Origin of the sequence: Nitratireductor sp. (assembly GCF_017794765.1) — a bacterium.
GTDB lineage: Bacteria > Pseudomonadota > Alphaproteobacteria > Rhizobiales > Rhizobiaceae > Nitratireductor.
This window is the reverse complement of record NZ_CP051236.1, coordinates 790,649-809,234: the sequence shown is the minus strand read 5'-3', so window position 1 is coordinate 809,234 and position 18,586 is coordinate 790,649. Positions and strand designations below refer to the sequence as shown.

Here is an 18,586-nt window from a genome sequence, read left to right as displayed (position 1 = left end):
GCCCCGCTCAGATCTCGATTTCGTCTTCCTCATATCCCTCCAGCACATGGGTGGAGAGATAGATGTCCTTCTGGACGACATTCTTCAGCGCGGTGAGCGCATATTGCACGCCGGTGATGAAGAAGCCGATGGGGACCCAGAGATAGATCCAGTAGACCGGGATCTGCATGGCCGGAAGAACACGGCCGGACTTGGCCACCTTGCCGATATAGCCGATGGCGAAATAGCACAGCGCGAACATGGTGAGCGCGGTGATCACCGTGATGATGATCATCAAGACCTTGCGGGTCTTGCCGGGCAGCGCATCGTAGAGCGCCGACATGCGGATGTGGCGGCCGTGACGCGCGGCATAGCCGATGCCGGCAAAGGTGATGAGAATGATGAGGATGCGGTTGAGCTCCTCGGAAAAGAAGATTGTGCTCCCAATAGCGCGGCTGACCACATTGGCGATCGTGTTGACCGCCATGAGCATCACGCCGAGCGCGAGCATCACCGATTCTATGCGGCTGATGGCATTGTCGAATATGCCTATGACGCCGGGCAGTGTGGATTCGTAGTGTTCGCTGTGCGGGTCAGATTTGTCGTCTTCACTGCCCATCTTCATTCCCCTCAATGAGATGACGGAACCCCGCGACCGAGAATGGCCGCAGGGTCCAGCTTATTGTTGCTCAAGGCAGCGGCTTATTGCGTGGCCGCCTTCAGGTCTTCCTTCATCTGGTCAAGGATCTTCTTGCCGCTGTCACCCGTCATCTCGATGAACTTTGCCTCCACCTGGGCTGCCGCTTCCCTGAAGGGAGCGCGCTGCTCTTCGGTGAGGTCGCTGATCGTCATCTCGGGCTTGGCTTCCTTGATCTTGGCAAGCGATTCTTCGCTCAGGCCCTTCTGGTACTCGAGGATGTGCTCGAAAGCCGCATCGGCAGCGTCCCGCACGACCTTCTTGTCCTCATCGCTCAGGCCGTCAAAGAATTCCTTGTTGGCCATCACCGCGGTGGTGAAGTTGTTGTGGCCGGTGAGCGTTATGGCGCCGGTCACTTCATACATCTTTGTGGACTCGACCCAGAACAGCGGATTTTCCTGGCCCTGAATAATGTTGGTCTGGAGACCGCCATAGACCTCGCCCCAGGGAAGCGGCGTCGGCGTCGCGCCGAATGCCTTGTAGCTTTCAACCAGAAGCGGGTTGGTCATGACGCGGAACTTCACCTCGTTGAGGTCTTCAGGCTTCTCCACCGGCTCCTTGGTGTTCATCACCACTTCGCCCTCGGGGAACATCTTGAGAAGCTCGAGACCCTGTTCTGCATAGAGCTCCGGGAACATCTCGTTGATGGCCTTCGAGTTGCGGAAGAAATCTCCGAGATCTTCCGACTTTGCCGGCAGAAGATAGGGAACGAAGAAAACCTGCGCCTCCGGGATCAGCGCACCGGTGAAGCCCGGAGACTGGTCGACGAACTGAAGGATGCCGGCCTGTGCCTGCTCCATGATGTCAGCGGATTCGCCCAGCGTACCGAACGGGAAAAGCTGAATCTCGTGGTCCGAGTTGGCCTCGACTTCTTCCTTGAACTTCTGGGCGTAAACGCCCTGAACATCCGTCATCGCTTCTTCGAAAGCGTATTTCCAGGTTTCCGCCTGAGCTGCAACGGCGCCTGCAAGCACGATCGCGGTGCTGGCAAGGCCTGCCATTAAGCGGGTTTTGATGGAACGCATACTGTTCTCCTCTGGTCATTTAACAAACGGGCAGGCAAAAAATATAAACAAGCCCCGCGCCGCCCATACGGCTCGGGCAAACGATCTCAAACGAGCGTCGTCAGCTGGCCGGGAACCAGCCAGGCACGGTCGCGATACCGCGTAGGCGTGCTTTTGCCGGGAACTTGCGACGCCGCTTTTTGCTGCGTCCGAGAAGCAAAGGGAATGATACGGCGCTGGCCAGATCCGGGGCGATCACCGCCCTCAGTCGGCACAACGAACGCAAACGACCACACCGCGCCGGTGTGGCCCCATCGTTCAGGCCAATCATTTGGAGTGCGTTCAAACGCCCCTCCTTGCTCCCATTCGTCTTTCGACCGGGCCAGCGTGAAACAGACGCGCGGCAGAGTCAATCGATTGTTAAATCGATTGTTTCCGAGGTGAAAACGAGCCACACCGAACAAAGTTCCACAAAACGTGAAACCTTTTGCTTTCAACCGCAAGGACACGTGAACGACAGGCCAGCCGAACCGCGCGTATTCCCCTGGACGGCCCGGTTCGAATACTAGACGCGGGCTGCAGCCTGCCGGTTCAAAACTTCCCGGAGATTGAACGCAGCTTCCATCAGATCCTTCGTGTAATCACTCTGTGGATTGTCGAAGACCTCGCTGGTCGGCCCCTCCTCCACGACCGTTCCGGACCGCATCACGATCGCATAATCAGAAAGCGCCTTCACCACCGCCAGGTCGTGGCTGATGAAGATGAAGGAAAGGTTGTGGCTTTCCTGGATGCGGCGCAGCAATGTGATGATCTGCTTTTGCACCGAGCGGTCGAGTGCCGAGGTCGGCTCGTCGAGCACGATCACGGTAGGCTTCAGGATCACCGCACGGGCGATGGCGATGCGCTGGCGCTGACCGCCCGAGAACTCGTGCGGGAAGCGGTTGCGCATGGATGGATCGAGCCCGACCTCCTCCAGTGCCTGAATGGCGCGCCTGTCGCGCTCGCGAGCGGACAGACCCGGCTCATGCACCAGAAGACCTTCGGTGATGATCTCGCCGACCGTCATGCGTGGGCTGAGCGACCCGTAGGGATCCTGAAAGACCATCTGCAGATTGCGCCGGTATGGCCGCATGGCCGCACGGTCGAAGCCCTGAATGGGTGTGCCCTGATAGACGACTCGCCCCTCAGAGGGCAACAATTGGAGGAGCGCACGACCCAGCGTTGATTTGCCGGATCCGGATTCGCCCACAATGCCGATTGTCTGCCCGGCACGCAGAGTCAGCCCTACATTTTGAACTGCCTTCAGTTCATAGCCCGGCCCCGAAAGGAAGCCGCCCTTGATGGTGAAAGTCACGCACATATCCCTGGCATCGAGCAGGACAGGCTGATCATTGCCCACCGGTGGCTTGTGGCCCTCCGGTTCGGCCGCCAGGAGCATTTTCGTGTAGTCCTTTTGCGGGCGCTGGAAGATGTCCTCCGTAGCACCCGTTTCCACCACCAGCCCTTTCTGCATCACATAGACCCGGTCGGCGAAGGCTTCCACGATGCCGAGATCATGGGTGATGAAAAGGATGGCCATGCCGAGTTTCTTCTGAAGCTCGGCCAGAAGACCGAGGATCTCGGCCTGGATCGTCACATCCAACGCCGTCGTTGGCTCATCGGCGATCAGCAGGTCCGGATCGTTGGCGAGTGCCATGGCGATCATGACACGCTGGCGCTGACCGCCCGAAAGCTCGTGCGGATAAGATTTCAGTCGCCGCTCGGGATCGGGAATGTGGACGAGCTTCAGGAGTTCCAGCGCCCGTTTGCGCGCCGCGGAAGCGGAAAGCCCGCCATGCACGCGGATCGGCTCGCAGATCTGCCGCTCGATCGTGTAGAGCGGGTCGAGCGATGTCATAGGCTCCTGAAAAATCATGGTGACCTTGGCGCCGCGGATCCTGTTGAGTTTCGCGCGCGGCAGACCGATGAGCTCCTGTCCGCGATAAGTCACGGAACCGGAGACGGAGCCATTGGTGGCCAGAAGCCCCATGGCGGCCATCATGATCTGGCTCTTGCCGGATCCCGATTCCCCCACCACAGCGACCGTTTCGCCGGCGTTCACATGCATGTCCACGCCACGCACCGCCTCGACCGCACCGTCCGGCGTGTCGAAGGTGACGCGAATGTCGCGGATGTCGAAGATGCGTTCCTCGTTCTGCTTCATCATGTCAGCGGTCCTTCGGATCGAGCGCGTCGCGCAGGCCATCGCCGAGGAAGTTGAGCGCGAAGAGAAGCGCGGTGAGAGCCAGCGACGGATAGAGCAGCATATAGGCTGCCCCACGCATGTTGCGCGCGCCCTCCGAGATCAGCACACCAAGGCTGGTGAGCGGCTCCTGTACACCAAGGCCGAGGAAGGAGAGGAAACTCTCCAGAAGAATGACCTTGGGCACGAGCAGCGTCATGTAGATGATCACCGGACCGAGCGTGTTGGGGATGATGTGGCGCTTGAGTATACCGCCTGAGCTAACGCCGAGCGCCTCCGCCGCCTGAACGAATTCACGCCGTCTCAGCGCGATTGTCTGCCCGCGCACGATGCGTGCCATGTCCAGCCATTCCACGGCACCGACCGCGATAAACATCAGAACCACGTTTCGCCCGAAGAACACCACGAGGAGAATGGCGAAAAAGGTGAAGGGGAGCGAATATAGAATGTCGACAATGCGCATCATGATGTTATCGATGCGTCCGCCGAGGAAACCGGCGGTGGCGCCATAAATCACGCCGATCAACAACGCCACGCCCGTCGCAAGCGCGCCGATCATCAACGATATGCGGATCGAGATAAGTACACGCGCAAACAGATCACGCCCGTTGGCATCCGTACCGAATATGAAGCGCAGACGCTGAACATCCGCCTCCATGACGATCGACTTCTTGTCATCTGCCTGCTCGACGATCCGTGCGTTCGAGAACAGGTCCGAGCGGTCAAGATAACGCGTCACGCGCGGGTCGATCTCGCGACGAGAGGTTGCCGCGATGCGCACCGTATTTCCATCGAGCTCGATGGTGCCTGTCTCCAGCCGCGCCCGCGACAGCGCGGCTTCCGCCAGGGGCACGATCTCCGACTGACGCGGGTATGCTTCCAGGCTGGCCGGGACTTTCACGAAGTCCGAATAAACACGCGCATAGGGATGCGGCGCCAGCATCGGACCAAAGATGCCGGCAACGACGAACAGGATCAGAATGAAGAGGCTGGCCATGGCGGCGCGGTTTCTCCGCAACCGCATGAAAGCCGTTTCCCAGGCCGAGCGGCTCTTGGTCGTCGGCAACTCACCCTCGGGCGGCATTTGGCCGGTGGCGATGTCAGTCATAGCGCACTCTCGGATCCAGCGCCGCATAGAGAAGGTCGACAATCAGATTGAAGACCACCACGAAGACGGCGATGATGATGACGGTGCCCATAACCAGCGTGTAGTCGCGGTTAAGCGCACCCTGAACGAAGTAACGGCCGATGCCCGGCAGGCCGAAAATGGTTTCAACCACCACCGAGCCTGTCAGAAGCGCGGCTGCCGCCGGCCCCAGATAGGAGATCACCGGCAGACAGGCTGCCCGCAGCGCATGCACGATGACGATCATGCGCTGCGGCAGGCCGTAGGCGCGCGCGGTGCGCACATGGTCGGAACGCAGCGCTTCGATCATGGAGCCTCGTATCAGACGGGCGATGATCGCCACCTGTGGCAGGGCCAGCGTGATTACCGGAAGCACCATGGATTCTGGGCTGTTCCAGCCGCCGGCCGGCAGCAGGCTGAGCCACACACCGAAGACCAGAGACAGAAGCGGGGCGACCACGAAGTTCGGCACGGTAATGCCGAAAGTGGCAACCGCAATGACGGAATAATCGACCCATGAATTCTGGCGCAACGCGGCGATGGTGCCGAGCACGCTGCCGATCAGCAGCGCGACAAGCAGTGCCATGCCACCGAGCTGTATGGATACCGGCAAGCCATTGCCGAGCAACTGCTGAACGGAAAAATCGCGATAGATGAAACTCGGCCCCAGATCGCCACGGGCGAGGTTGCCGAGATAGTAAAGGTACTGCTCCCAGACAGGCTTATCGAGATGGAAAACACGGTTCAGGTTTTCCAGCACCTTCGCTTCCAGCGTGCGCTCACGGTCGAAGGGACCACCCGGCGCCACCCGCATCAGGAAGAAGGCGAAGGTTATGATCAGGAACAGGGTTGGAATTGCGCCGAGGAGACGGCGCACGGCATATCCGAGCATCGCTACCAACTCTCATGCTGGTTCGATGCCGCCCGGCCCTCAAAGGGACCGGGCGGAAAAATCGAACGCTGTTGTTACTCGCTGATGCTCATGAAGCGTGTCCCATGAACATTCTGGATGTTGTCTTCCCAGCCCTTGAGCTTGGGCGATACCAGAGAAAGGGACGAATAGAAGAGAAGCGGAATATAGGGCATGTCTGCCATGAACATCGCTTCTGCCTCACGCAGGATCTCCGCACGCTTGACCAGATCGGTCTCGGCCGCGGCCTTGTCCATGAGTGCGTCGTATTCCGGGTTCTCGTACTGGGCGTAGTTGAAACCGGTGTTGTCGCTCTCGACCAGGAACAGGAAGTTCTGCGGATCGGAGTAGTCGCCGATCCAGCCGGCACGCGCCACGTCGAAGTCCTTCTGATCGCGCAGATTGGCGTAGTGCGCCGACAGATCGCGGACGTTGAATTCGACATTGACGCCGAGCGGCTTCCACATGTCGGCAATCGCGGTCGCCGTATTCTTGTGGTTTTCAGAGTTGTTGTAGGCCAGCTCGACTGTCAGCGGATTGTCGGGGCCGAAGCCAGCCTCCTTCATCAGCTCGATGGCCTTGTCCTCGCGGTCGAGCGGGGACATATCGGCCCACTCTGCCTGAGCGCCGCCGCCTTCATAATTGCCGATGCCGGGCGGAACCAGCGAATAGGCGGGCAACATGGAGCCAGCCCAGATCTCGTCGCCAAGGAACTCGCGATCGATCGCCATGGCGAGCGCCTGGCGCACCTTGGAATCGGCCATTGCCTCGCGCTTCATGTTGAGCGCGTAGTAGTAGGTGCCGAGATAGGGTGTGATCCGAACCTGATCGCCAAGACGCTCCTTGAGTGACTTGATCTGCTCGGTCGGCAGGTCGGAACAGCTATGGACTTCGCCCGCCTCGAAGCGGCGCACGCAGGTGGCGCGATCCTCGATCGGCAAATACTCGATCCGGTCGATCTGAACGCTGTCTGCGTCGTGGAAGTTCTCGTTCTTCTCCATGACGATCTTGTCGCCCGGCTGGAAAGATACGAGCTTGTAGGCGCCGTTGGTCACGATGTTTTCCGGCGCCACGAAATCGGTTCCGTACGCTTCAACTGCCTTGGGGTTGACCGGCAGGCCCGTCTGGTGGGTCAGGAGTTCGAGGAAATAGGGGGTTGGCTGCTCCAGCGTGATCTCGAGCGTCCGCTCGTCCACTGCCTTGACGCCCAGCTGATCGGGCTCCATCTCGCCCTTGTTGATCGCCTCTGCATTCTTGATCGGGTAGAGAATGTTGGCATATTTCGCGCCGGTGTCCGGCATCATGATACGGCGGAGCGAGAAGACGAAATCCCCGGCCACGACCGGGTCACCATTCGACCACTTGGCATCGTCGCGCAGCTTGAATGTGTAGACACTGCCATCATCCGAAACTGTCCACTCCTCGGCCACGCCGGGAATGATCTTGGCGCTGGCGTCATAAACGACGAGGCCTTCATAAAGGTCACGCAGAAGATGCGCCTCGACAACCGTCGAGGTCTTATGCTGGTCCAGCGTTTCCGGATCGCCGTCATTGCCGCGCACATAGGTGACGGCGGACGCTGCCATTGCCGAAGAAAGCAGAATCGTACCCGCGAGCAGCGGTCGCATCAGGGATTTCAACATTTTCCCGCACTCCCATTTTCTTGCTTGCTTGTCATCCAACCAAAGGATGAAAGAGGCGGCATTTGGCAACGAAATTCCGTATACGTCAAACGCTTTTGGGCACCTTTCCCTCAGGTTGCAAGAAATGCGCAAGAATCCCCGCCAGGATGCACTGTCCGTTGAAACGAAATTACCAAAAATCCTGCCCGGGCGGCACCATGCCCAACGCATTCCCATGGCCGAAACGGTCTTGGCGTTTCTGTGCAAATGCTCAGTCTGTTTCTTCCGCGCCGGGCACCGGCAAGCATGATCGAGCGCAGATCGCTTTCCACTCACTCGCCTGTTCCGTTGACGGAAACAGCGGCGCAAATCATTATCAAGAATAACATTGGCCAGCCTGCGTGAAATCTCTTGGACAGCACGGACACGCCGCAGATCGCACAAGCGAGCCCCTCGCCCAGGGAGACGGTCAACCTGTGTCCTGCGCATTTTGAGATGCTGTTCAGTCAGTGCCGGCCCGAGCGCTACAGAGCGGGCGACTATCTCTTCATGCATGAGGATCCGGCAGATCGCATATACGGTGTACTTTCGGGGACGGTGGAGATCTCCAGCTATTCCATCAGCGGTCGGAAACTGGTCGCCAATATTGAGCTCTCACGCAGCCTCATTGGCGAAATCGGAGCCCTTGACGGCGGTGCCAGAACCGCAAGCGCCATCTGCCTGACCGATTGCGAGCTGGTGTCGCTGAGCCGCGTGCAACTGATGCGGAAGCTGGCGGAGGACGCCTCATTGTCGCTTGCGATGATCGAGCTCCTGTGTGCGCGGTTGCGATGGATCAGCAATGAGCGCAATGATCAGGCGCTGCTCAAGGTGGAAGCGCGGCTCGCCAAGCGCCTCCTGCTTCTCAATGACAGGATCGCCGGAGATGGTGGCTGGATCAGGATCTCCCAATCCGAGCTCGCCGCCTTTCTCGGCGCCACGCGCGAATCCGTCAACAAGATGCTGAACGCCTGGCGCAATGAGAACCTCATCGCCATCAGACGCGGCGCCATAAGACTGATCTCCAGAGCCGGGCTGCAGGAAATCATCCACCTGGAGGACGAGTGATCACAAGCGGGACAGGAGATAGCGCAGGCTCGAGCGGCTCGGCATAAAGAAATAGCCGCCGCCGCGAGTTGTCACGAAGCCTGGCAGATCATCCAAAATCAGACGCCCCTCGTCCATCGGGATAGAAAAACTGCCTTTGCCCTCGTTGGCGCCAATGGCTGGATCCTTCTCGTCCGTCAGCCCCTGAAAGAAGGAGGACGACACCCAGCTTTGCTGCATGAATTCATATTGTCGCTCGATATCGGCGTTGAGGCACATGAAGAGCAGGCCCGCTTCCTGACCGTTTTTATAAGTTCGGCCACAACGCAGGATGCGATGGCGATTGTTGATCTTGAGCTGGGTCTCGGGGTCGGCGCCGAGAGAGTCTCTGGGGTTCGAACGACGCACATGAGAGCCCAGCGGACAATGGAGCCCTTGCGGGTCCTCTGCAGCGAAGGTGAAATCGTTGTCCGGCTCGCGATCGGGGCGGCCATTTGGATTGCGCACCAAAGAGGTGCCGTCCTGCCAGCGCCCGACCATTTTGGCTGCGATCCATTTCGAATCGATCGTGGTATTGCCTGTCTCGGCTCGCACCGTCTCGGCAGCATGCCGGCAATAGGTATTGAAGGTCGAAACATGCTGCTCGAGCTGACGGATCACCATGAAACTGCCATTGCGCCCGAAGTCACGCAGGGCTGCCTTCTTGCCGAAGAGCGGCGCTTCTGCTCCCGCTTCCACTACCGGGAGTATTCCTTTGCTGTCCTCGGCTGGGGAGACCGTTGGAGAGGGCGGATAGAAATTGTTTTCATCCGGATAGCCAAGCACGAACTCGCCGGGCGCGATGAGGTGCATCGACGATGTGCTCCCGCTGGCGCGTGGCGTGCCCCGCACGATTGGCTGGGATATGCCGTCGGCGAAACCGAAATGTTCGACGGCATGCCTGCCCTCTCTCCTGATTTCGAGGGGGAGCTGGGCAACGCGCTTCACACCGGCCTTGTCCGTGGCGTCCATCAGTGACTGAATGTCTGCATCGAGTGTTTCATAACTACGCGCATAGCAGATTACCGCGAGATCGACCGGCTTCTCCTGCGAGCCCCAGAGCCAGCGCTGCGGCGCGCTTTTGCCGATGTCGTCCAGAACCCGACTGCGTGCCTCGGTTGCCATGCCTTGCCGAAAAGCGGCCGGAAATTCGTCCAGACAATCATCACCCGGCCGGTCTCCCAACCCCATTCGTCGCAAGCCATCCGGCCCGAACAAGGTGATCATGGCCCGCTCGGGCGGGAGCTGATTGCCGAAGCTGGTGCGTTCGAGCAAGAATGCCAACCACTCCCGCCGCGCAGGGCGCGACAGGTCCGCCGGGATATGGAAGGCAATCATTTCCGCTTTTGCGAGCGGGCCAAGAGGTCCGAAGAAGATCGACTGGATCTCCTCCGTTTCAAGCGTATCGCGCGGGCGCGGCTGCGAGCCGAAGAGGCGCAGCCAGTCGCGCGCTTCGCTTTCGGTTTCCGCTTTCGCGATCCCGCTGCGGATCAGCGAGTTGATGCGGATGCGCGCGGTGGTGAGGCCTGGATAGGCTGCGTACCAAAACAGAGTCGGCACCTGCTGTGCCCGTGCCCAGCGCTTGAAGCGGTCGCCATCGGTCGCCCCGTCGAAAAACAGCATCCGCGCTTTCGGAAAGCCTGCGGTATTGCTCCAGACACCGGTCAGGCCGGCATGAGCCTTGGTGATGAAATCCTCCAGATAGCTTTCCCAACTGCCACCATAATTGCTGAGGAAGACAAGCTGTTTCGTCCCCGGAAGGAGCACCCAGCGAGCAAAGTGGATGGTGTTGATATCGGAAAGGTATCCCGGCCGAAAAACCTGGCGAGCCATGATCGAGATCAGGTAAAAGGAGGTTCGAAGCGCAAGGCGTCTCAGCCAACCACCCTTCAGCGTGGACACCGCCGTCAGATGGTTTTGTGCCAGATGGTTCTCGCGCCTTGAGATCTCTTCCAGAAGTGCCAGATTCGCGTTCCCGTCGCTCGGGGGATCGCGCTTTTCCAGGCGGCGCAAATAGAGGATCAAAAGCCCGACGATGAAGAGCAGAAGCATGGTCACACCGATCAGAGTAAGCACGATGGAGGTGCCCACGATCAGGAGATTGCGAAAGAAGCCGGGCGCGTATCCGAACACCAGCGAATAGGTGATCGCGAGGCAGATGAGGAGGATCACTGAAACCGTGACCAGAACCTTCGGCGCGCGCAATGTCCGCTTCACCGCGTTGGCAAGGTTGCCTGCTGGATTTTCGAGAAGTGCTTCGGCAGGCTCGAACGCCCAGTGGAAACGCCCGTCGTCGGCCAGTTTCTGCCGGACATTGTCCAGAATTTCGCCAGCCTCGACACCCTCGGGTGCCGCCGCGATTTCTTCGCGTGCGGCCTTTTCCAACTCGGCTTCTGCCCGGATGCGCCGGACGGAGTGGCCAGGTGTGCCGGAAAACACAAGTCCCGCGTTGCTGCCGAAAGTGGGGGAGATGTCGAGCGCATTGTCACGGACAAGCACACCGGCCGGCTTATGCACGCCCGTTCCGCTCGCCACGGCAAAGAGCTCCGACAAAACAGGTTCGGTCGCCTGTACAAAGGCATCCACGACCTGATCCTTCGTGCCGTCGCCTGACAGCTCGATGACGAGGTGGCCGGCGCTGTTCGTCCCCTTCTCGCCTCGCCCGTCGATCACGGCGATGCTGGCGAAATGGATCATGCCACTCGCGTCCAGCGCGCTCTTAATCGCCTCTCCCGCCGGGTTGCCCAGCCCATCGACCCTTTCGCGCAACGCGTCCATCGGCGCGTCCCTGTCGCAGGGAATCACAGCCGTCACCATGGCGTGCTCGACCGCCCTTGAAAGCGGCGCAGGATCAAAGCAGACCGTCAGACTTTCCGGATAGGCACCGAGCCGTTTCAAGCGCCCGTCTTTCCCGCCGGCGCGCTGCAGCCCGGGTTTTGAGAACAGCGCGCGAAAGCACTCAGCGATTTGTATCCGGGCGATTGCAGCACCGATGCATTGGTGAATGCCATGACCGAACACCATGTAATCCCGCGCCGGGCGGTCGGTGTCGAACCGCTCGGGTTCACTCACCACTGCCGGGTCGAACATGGCCGAAAGGGTCGCGGGCATCACCGTGGTGCCTGCTTTTATCTTCCGTTCGCGGCGTGTCCCTCTGGCGATCACCGCATCGCGCGCCGCATAGCGGAACGGACCGATCCAGATGGGCTTGAACCGCATTGCCTCAAGAATGGCCCGTTCAAAACGCGCATTGTCTTTCGCAGCAATGGCCTCTTCCACGGCCCGGCGCGCCTCGGGTCTGGAGAGCACGACGTCCAGGCAATTGCCGCTCGCCAGCAGATTGGTGGGCGTGAAACCGGCAATCATGCCCAGCATGATCGCATGGACCTCGCCGAGGCTGATCTGCGGTTCTTGCGCATCGAGCATCCTGACCAGCCGGCCAAGCGGTGTGGTGTTTGCCACCTTCCCCTCGCGTACCGCCATGACCGATCGGTCTATCGATCGCCGCACGCGATCTGCGGCCACGACCGCCAGTTCCCGTGTCACAGGATCGGCGGCGGGATCGGCAAAAAACAAACCGCTCAAAGCATTGGCCCAATCAGAGAAGGCCTCTTCATCATCAATGAGAATGCCGAAATACTCGCGGCAGATGCGGACGGGAACCACACGCAGAAGCCCGGCGACCGCATCGAAACGCGGGGCGGCGCGTTGCATGATGGCCGAAGCGTGCCGCGCGGCCATAGGGCGTACAACATCTTCGACCTCGTCTACCGGAAAGGCCGACAACACGGTCGATTTCATGCGCCGGTAATCCGGACCGTCCTGCATGCCGAGAATGAAGTTGGTTCCCCCGGCGATCTCCGCCATCTCGAGACCATAGGGGGTCTGGAACACGTCCTGACGCTCGAGAATTTCGCGCACATCCTCGCTGCGCGTAACGAGAACGAGACCCCCAAACTTCAGAATCGGATGAAACCGTCGCAACAGACCGAGCGCCCAGCGCGGATTCTCAAGGAGGCGGCTCGTGAGTGTGGCGCGCCAACCCTTTGCCCGCATCCGCTCGATATCGAACGGCGGCATGTCGGCTACGGGTCCCTGAGCGCGCTGCGCCTCGCGCACACCATCAAAATATTTTGTGGTCGTCATTGCGCTCCCCTCGGCGCTCCCCTCGGACGGCAAAAGCCTACGCGTGAATGGGCAGGATCTGTGTGAAGCACTTCACGCACGGCCAGCTTCGATCGCACCTCCGGTCTGGTCGGCCAGGTTGAAATTGCTGATGAGAAATGCGGTCGCGGACTTCTGCGTGAACGGGATCCATGCGACTCGATCAAGCGAGAAATCGGGATGATAGGCGTGGAAGAGCGCTTTCTCGCGTCGTGCCTCTTCCAACCGATTACTGCGCACCAGCGCCCCTATCTTAAGAAACCGTGCGTAAAAATAGCGCGGCGAAAGATCAAGTGACGCCTCTGCCGCCGCAATGGCCTCATCCCACCGCCCCTCAAAGCAGCAGGCGGCGGCGAGTTCTCCGAGATTATGAAATCCGTAAATGTCGAACGGACTGAGCTGCCGTGCCGTCTTGAACAGGGGAATGGCCGTGCCAGCCTCACCCAGCAGCAGATACGCGCTTCCCATCACCGAATGCGCAAAGGCGAAGCTGGGATTGATCTGAAGTGCTTCATGCAGATGCTCGATTGCTGCCTTCGGCTGTCCACGCATGATCGCGACAGCGCCGAGATGCGCGTGAGGCCGGGCATCCTGACTGTCCATCAGAAGCGATCTGCGCGAGAAATCCGTTACCTTGTCGAGATCGTCACCCGCTCCGGCGCGCAGCCATCCACGCCAGAAATACCACCAAGCGAGTTCGTTGAGCACGGCGCTGGAATTGGGAGCCTTCCGACGCGCTTCGTCCAGACAGTCCAGTGCCAGCGTCGTGTCCTCGCGAGTGCGACGCTGCATGTGCCAGCGCGCACGCCGTACGAGCTGCCATGTCTCCAGGCTTTCCCAGGGCACCTGAAAGGTGCGCGCCTGCTCGACCCTCTCCACCTCCTTTTCCAGCATGGAGACGATCTGGCCGCCGATCTCGTCGTTCACCAGCGAAACCTCATCGAGCGGTCGGCGGAAGCCGCGCGACCAGACCAGCCGTTCGTTGGCAGCATCGGTCAATGTTATGACGAGGTCGAAATGACCGCTCGTGCGTGCGAGCCTGCCATCGACAAGGTAGCGCGCACCAAGGGCGCTGCCCGTCATGCGAGCACCCAGAGCCTTGTCGCGAAACTGAAAGCTCGATTCCCGCGCGATTACCGGCAACCAGCGCGTGCTGCAAAGGCCCTGAATGATGTCTTCTGCAACACCGTCGGCGACGTAGTCGAATTCCCGCGCTCCGGCTTCGTTGTGAAACGGCAGAACGGCGACCGCGGGCGGAGCGGCCGGATCGACCGAACTGCCCGACGCGATTTCTGTCTGTTCCCCTTCCCGCCGGCTCGCAACGAAGATCCGCACCGGAAGGGCGATGTTCTTCAATCGTTGTTCCCCGAGATCGGTGAAGCTGGCGGCAACTTTGTCCCGCACATGGTTCCAGGTGGTTTCGGAGATCGCAAGCCCGTCTGTCGGCGCCAGTTCCTGGATACGAGCAGCTATGTTGACGTCATCGCCATAAAGGCTCGGACCACGAACAATCACGTTGCCCGTGTTGATACCGACCCGGAACGGCATGCGACGATCCCCGGGAACACGGTCATTGAGCTGGATGATCCGTTGCTGAAAATCGAAGGCTGCGCGCAACGCATCAATCGGCGTTCCGAACTCCGCCATGATGCTGTCGCCGGCGGCGCCAAACGTTCGTCCACCAGCAGCATCGCAGCTGTCGGCGATGATCGACCGCCGCTCCTCGAATGCGGCCACCGCGAATTCGTCATCGATCCCCATCAGGCGCGAGAATCCGACCGCATCAATCGATGCGATCGTCGTGACCTGTCGGGTGTATTGCCCCTCGGACATTGTTTTTCTGTTGGTGCCCCTCAAGAAACCGCAGCGTAGCCCCGCACAAAGGTTCGGGCAACCATGAAGAGCATCGGTCTGTTTGCCGGCACAGTTGGGTTGTTACGCGGCTGAGGAGACTCTCTATTAGCAAGTGTAGCCAATTTCACAGAAGTCACATGCTGACATGCTTAATCTGCCGTCCGTTAGCAGAGCAATCTTGACGAGAAACGGCGGGTTTTCGACATGGCGGCCTTATCAGTTTGTACCGCATCCTCCCACGGCCCGGGTAGGCCGGCAGAACGAGCTCTCCGCGACCCGGTCAGGACAACTTCCAGCCGCGTGCTCGCGCAAAAGGGGTCGGTCGTCCTCATAGACGAGCGCATTCTGGCACGTGAGTGCCTGCGCAGCAGCCTGGCAGCCCATCCGGCTCCCTGGGATGTGGTCGCCTGCAGCACGATGGAAGAATGGCAGACTGAAGCGGACCGGCATCCTCCACTGGCCGCTGTGCTCCTCCATGTGGGATCCGCGAACATCGTGGAATCCCACATGGAGGAGCTGATCAGACAAACCATCAAACTGTCCGGACCGGCTCCGCTGATCATCCTCGCCGATCGAGATGATGTGGTGCAGATCGTCAATGCTCTCGATTATGGCGTGCGGGGCTATATACCTTCGTCGGTAAGTGTCGAGGTTTGTGTCGAAGCCATAAACCTCGCGCTTGCCGGCGGGGTATTCGTTCCCGCCAGCACGGTCTTCGCGATGCGTGAGGTTATCAATGGCGACGCCACGCATGACCAGCGCCTGACAGAGATGTTTACGCCGCGCCAGATCCAGGTGGCAGAAGCGATCTGGCAGGGCAAACCCAACAAGATCATCGCCTACGAGCTCAACATGTGCGAGAGCACCGTGAAGGTTCACATTCGAAACATCATGCAGAAACTGAAGGCGACCAATCGGACCGAAGCCGCCTACAAGGTATCCAATCTGTTCACGAGCAATGGCGGCGATCTACTGCAACGCTGAGATCCCTGCCCAGCCGCTGCCAAAGGATGGGCGGCCGTAAAGCCGCCCATCTGCAACAAGGGCGCAGGGCCCGCTATTTGATGCCGGTTTCAAGAAACACGCCAGGCGTTCGGTCCGGACTCCCATCGAAGGAATAGACCGTATAACGCGCGTCCGGATCGTACCCCATGCCGAGTGAACCCGACGGCATGCCCGGAACAGCGATCCCCTTGACGTCCGGCCTCTCCGACAGGAGCTTTTCCAAGGCTTCAATAGGTACGTGCCCTTCCAGAACGTATTTGCGCTCCCCCTCTATAACCGCCGTATGACAGGCTTCGAGATCAGCTGGCACACCGGCCTGCTTCTTGACACCGGCAAGGTCTTCCAGGTCAGTCGTCTTCATTTCGAAACCAGCCTTCTGCAAAGCCTCAACCCAGACTTCGCAACAGCCACACCAGGGCGTCTTGAAAACCGCGATCGTTTTGCCATTGCTGACGGGAGTGGCGTTGGCAACACCCGTTGCGATCAAAATCGCCAGGGTAGCGCCGGCAGCCAAAGTGCGTGTGCGTTTGTTCATCGTCTTTCACTTTCGATTGTTCGTCCCACGGCTCAGTGTCCTGAGAACAGCAAACCGCGTGAGCCTGCGTCGTTCGGAATGGATCGAAGTATCGGTCAGGAAACGATGGGAGGTCGAAAGAATCCCGCGATCACGGGTTGATGAGGGGAACAGGCTGAAGGCTGTGCAAACGGCGGCACAGACGAACGAAGAAGCAGGGGCTGATCCGATGTGAGATAATGGCAATCGGTGACACAGTTCGAGAGTGTGTCGGCGTTGCTTTCATCCGACTGCGCACAACATTGCATGAACCCCGCGCCTTCCGCCTGCGCCATTGCCATGGACACATTATCGGACGCGACCGCCTTGACCCCGGGGATGGATCCCGCGAGGCCAATGACAACCAGTAGCAACAGGGTCAGAACCATACGCATTGCTCCGGTCATACCTGCAAGTGCTGATAAAATCCACTGAGAGGATGGCCGAACACCGGCCGACGCCTGTCAGAATCCGACAATCCTGTTGGGTAGCCAGGTCGCCAACGCCGGAAACGCCACGACCAGCAGGAGTGTGAGGACCTGCAGCAGGATGAAGGGCAAAACGCCGCGGCACATCTGGCCATAGGTCATGTTCGGTGGGGCGATCGATTTCAGATAGAAGATCGAAGACGCCATTGGCGGTGTCAGATAGCCCGTCTGAATGACAATGAGCACCAGTGTTGCAAACCACACCGGATCAATGCCCGCGGCACGGATGAACGGCGTGAAGAGCGGCACGCAGATCAGCACATTGGCGGTCCAGTCGAGCACGAAGCCGAGGATGAAGACCACCGCCAGGAAGAACACGATCATGCCCGTGGGGCCGAGCCCGGCACCGTCGATCACCTCGCGGATCAGCCGCGCCCCGCCATTGGCGGCGAAGGCGCCCATGAACATGGTGCCGGCGGCGACGATCAAGAGGATCATCGCGGAAATCCGCACGGTGATCGCCAGCGATTCCCGCAGCATTGCGATCGAAAAGCGCTGGTTGACGATGCAGAGCACAAGCGCGCCGGCGGCACCCACTGCGGCTGCCTCCGTTGGCGAGGCGATGCCCGCCAGGATCGAACCGAGGACGGCGACGATCAGAAGTACAACCGGCAGCAGCACCGTGGCCGTCAGCCGCAGTTTCTCGGCAAGCTCCACAGGCTCGTCGACTGGATCGTCATCAGCTGGTTTGGCCGGATAGAGCAGGCCGTGGATGAAGATATAGGCGAGAAACAGCACAACCATGAGCAGGCCGGGCAGCATCATGCCGGCGAGCAGCTTGCCCACCGACATCTGCGCAAGCGAGGCATACATGACGGCAATGACGGAGGGCGGGATCATCGTGCCCAGCGATCCGCCGGCGCAGATCGTGCCGGCAATCAGCGTGTTGCCATAGCGCGCCTTCTGCATCGCGGGAATGGCCATCATGCCGATCATCACCTCCACCGCGCCGACCACACCGGCGGCGGCGGCGAAGATCGCGCCCATGGCGATGGTCGCCAGCGCGAGCCCGCCGGGCAGGCGCGAGAGCCAGAGATTCATCACCCGGAACAGACGCTCGGCAATGCCGGAACGTTCGAGCAGCGCACCCATCAGGATGAACATCGGGATCGCCGAGAGAATGAAATTCGTCGAGGCCGAATAGAACGAGCCATAGAGCTGGTTGAACGCGACGGACCCAAAAGCCGCCAGCCCCGCGCCAACCGCAACGATGGTGAGTGAAAACGCGATCGGCAATCCCAGAAGGATCAGCGCGAACAGCGCCGGAAACATCAATCCTGCGATAAGCATGTCAGGTCTCGATCTTGAAGCTGTCGTCGTCGCGCGGGTCAGTGAGAGCCCGCAGCCCTTCGGCGAAGAGCTGGAGTGCCAGCGCGGAAAGCCCGATCGCCAGCGCGCTGTAGAAGGGCCACATCAAGGGCGCCCACGGGCTGACATGCTCCACTTCGCCGGTCATCCAGGCGCGCCAGGCGCGCTGGCCCGCAATGGATGCAAGCCACACAAAGACCGGAAAGAGGACGACAAGAAAGGCCAGACCATCGATCGCGCCGCGCACCCGTTTGGGCATCCGCGACGACAGGAAGTCGATCCGCACATGCGCATCTTCGCGCAGGGCCTGAGCCGCACCCAGAACGAAGAGCACACCGGTGCTCATGTAAGCGATGTCGAAGGCCCAGAGCGTTGGCGCGCCGAAGACATAGCGCGCCACCACTTCGTAGAGCATGGAGGCGATCAGGATCAGCACCATCGCCTGCGCGACGATGTTCAGACTTGCCGAAATTCGATCCGCGACCGCGAGGAGAGCACGTTTCAAGATC

General features: G+C 60.0%; 13 protein-coding genes. 2 read left to right on the top strand and 11 right to left on the bottom strand.

Annotation, left to right across the window (positions count from 1 at the left end):
- Window positions 1–7: 7 nt before the first annotated feature.
- The 6 genes from HF949_RS03960 to HF949_RS03935 all read right to left on the bottom strand — a co-directional run bounded on the left by HF949_RS03960 (window position 8) and on the right by HF949_RS03935 (window position 7,601).
- Window positions 8–598 carry a TRAP transporter small permease gene (locus tag HF949_RS03960; protein WP_292898402.1) on the bottom strand — a complete coding sequence of 197 codons (591 nt, stop codon included), beginning with the start codon at window positions 596–598 and terminating at the stop codon, window positions 8–10.
- Between the two features lie 83 nt (window positions 599–681).
- On the bottom strand, window positions 682–1,701 hold the full coding sequence (locus HF949_RS03955) for a TRAP transporter substrate-binding protein (RefSeq protein WP_292898401.1): 1,020 nt from the start codon (window positions 1,699–1,701) through the stop codon (window positions 682–684).
- A gap of 544 nt (window positions 1,702–2,245) precedes the next feature.
- Window positions 2,246–3,886, bottom strand: a complete 1,641-nt coding sequence (locus HF949_RS03950; RefSeq protein WP_292898400.1) for an ABC transporter ATP-binding protein — start codon at window positions 3,884–3,886, stop codon at window positions 2,246–2,248.
- 1 nt (window position 3,887) lies between these two features.
- Window positions 3,888–5,030, bottom strand: a complete 1,143-nt coding sequence (locus tag HF949_RS03945; RefSeq protein ID WP_292898399.1) for an ABC transporter permease — start codon at window positions 5,028–5,030, stop codon at window positions 3,888–3,890.
- Window positions 5,023–5,940, bottom strand: a complete 918-nt coding sequence (gene oppB / locus HF949_RS03940; protein WP_292898398.1) for an oligopeptide ABC transporter permease OppB — start codon at window positions 5,938–5,940, stop codon at window positions 5,023–5,025. The genes HF949_RS03945 and oppB overlap by 8 nt, the downstream gene beginning before the upstream one ends.
- Window positions 5,941–6,014: 74 nt before the next feature.
- A complete protein-coding gene (locus HF949_RS03935) occupies window positions 6,015–7,601 on the bottom strand; it encodes a peptide ABC transporter substrate-binding protein (RefSeq protein ID WP_292898397.1) in 1,587 nt (528 codons plus the stop codon).
- A gap of 390 nt (window positions 7,602–7,991) precedes the next feature.
- Between HF949_RS03935 and HF949_RS03930 the strand changes: the two genes are divergently transcribed.
- Window positions 7,992–8,687, top strand: coding sequence for a Crp/Fnr family transcriptional regulator (locus tag HF949_RS03930; protein ID WP_366931277.1), 696 nt, complete (start codon window positions 7,992–7,994; stop codon window positions 8,685–8,687).
- Here the strand turns inward: HF949_RS03930 and HF949_RS03925 are convergent, their stop codons facing one another.
- Window positions 8,688–12,851: a cytochrome P450 gene (locus tag HF949_RS03925; RefSeq protein WP_292898396.1), complete on the bottom strand. Its 4,164-nt coding sequence runs from the start codon at window positions 12,849–12,851 to the stop codon at window positions 8,688–8,690.
- Between the two features lie 72 nt (window positions 12,852–12,923).
- Window positions 12,924–14,702 (bottom strand): adenylate/guanylate cyclase domain-containing protein, encoded by a 1,779-nt coding sequence (locus tag HF949_RS03920; protein ID WP_292898395.1) that lies wholly within the window; start codon window positions 14,700–14,702, stop codon window positions 12,924–12,926.
- 321 nt (window positions 14,703–15,023) lie between these two features.
- On the opposite strand from HF949_RS03920, the gene HF949_RS03915 reads away from it, so the two are divergent.
- The gene (locus HF949_RS03915) at window positions 15,024–15,707 is read left to right on the top strand and encodes a response regulator transcription factor (RefSeq protein ID WP_292898394.1); all 684 of its coding nucleotides are present in this window, start codon (window positions 15,024–15,026) and stop codon (window positions 15,705–15,707) included.
- A gap of 73 nt (window positions 15,708–15,780) precedes the next feature.
- Here HF949_RS03915 and HF949_RS03910 read toward each other — a convergent pair whose 3' ends face one another.
- From HF949_RS03910 to HF949_RS03900, 3 genes are all read right to left on the bottom strand, one after another.
- Window positions 15,781–16,263, bottom strand: a complete 483-nt coding sequence (locus tag HF949_RS03910) for a DUF411 domain-containing protein (RefSeq protein WP_292898393.1) — start codon at window positions 16,261–16,263, stop codon at window positions 15,781–15,783.
- A 482-nt stretch (window positions 16,264–16,745) separates the two neighbouring features.
- Window positions 16,746–18,059, bottom strand: a complete 1,314-nt coding sequence (locus HF949_RS03905) for a TRAP transporter large permease (protein WP_292898392.1) — start codon at window positions 18,057–18,059, stop codon at window positions 16,746–16,748.
- A 1-nt stretch (window position 18,060) separates the two neighbouring features.
- A complete protein-coding gene (locus tag HF949_RS03900) occupies window positions 18,061–18,582 on the bottom strand; it encodes a TRAP transporter small permease subunit (protein WP_007008528.1) in 522 nt (173 codons plus the stop codon).
- Between the last annotated feature and the right edge of the window lie 4 nt (window positions 18,583–18,586).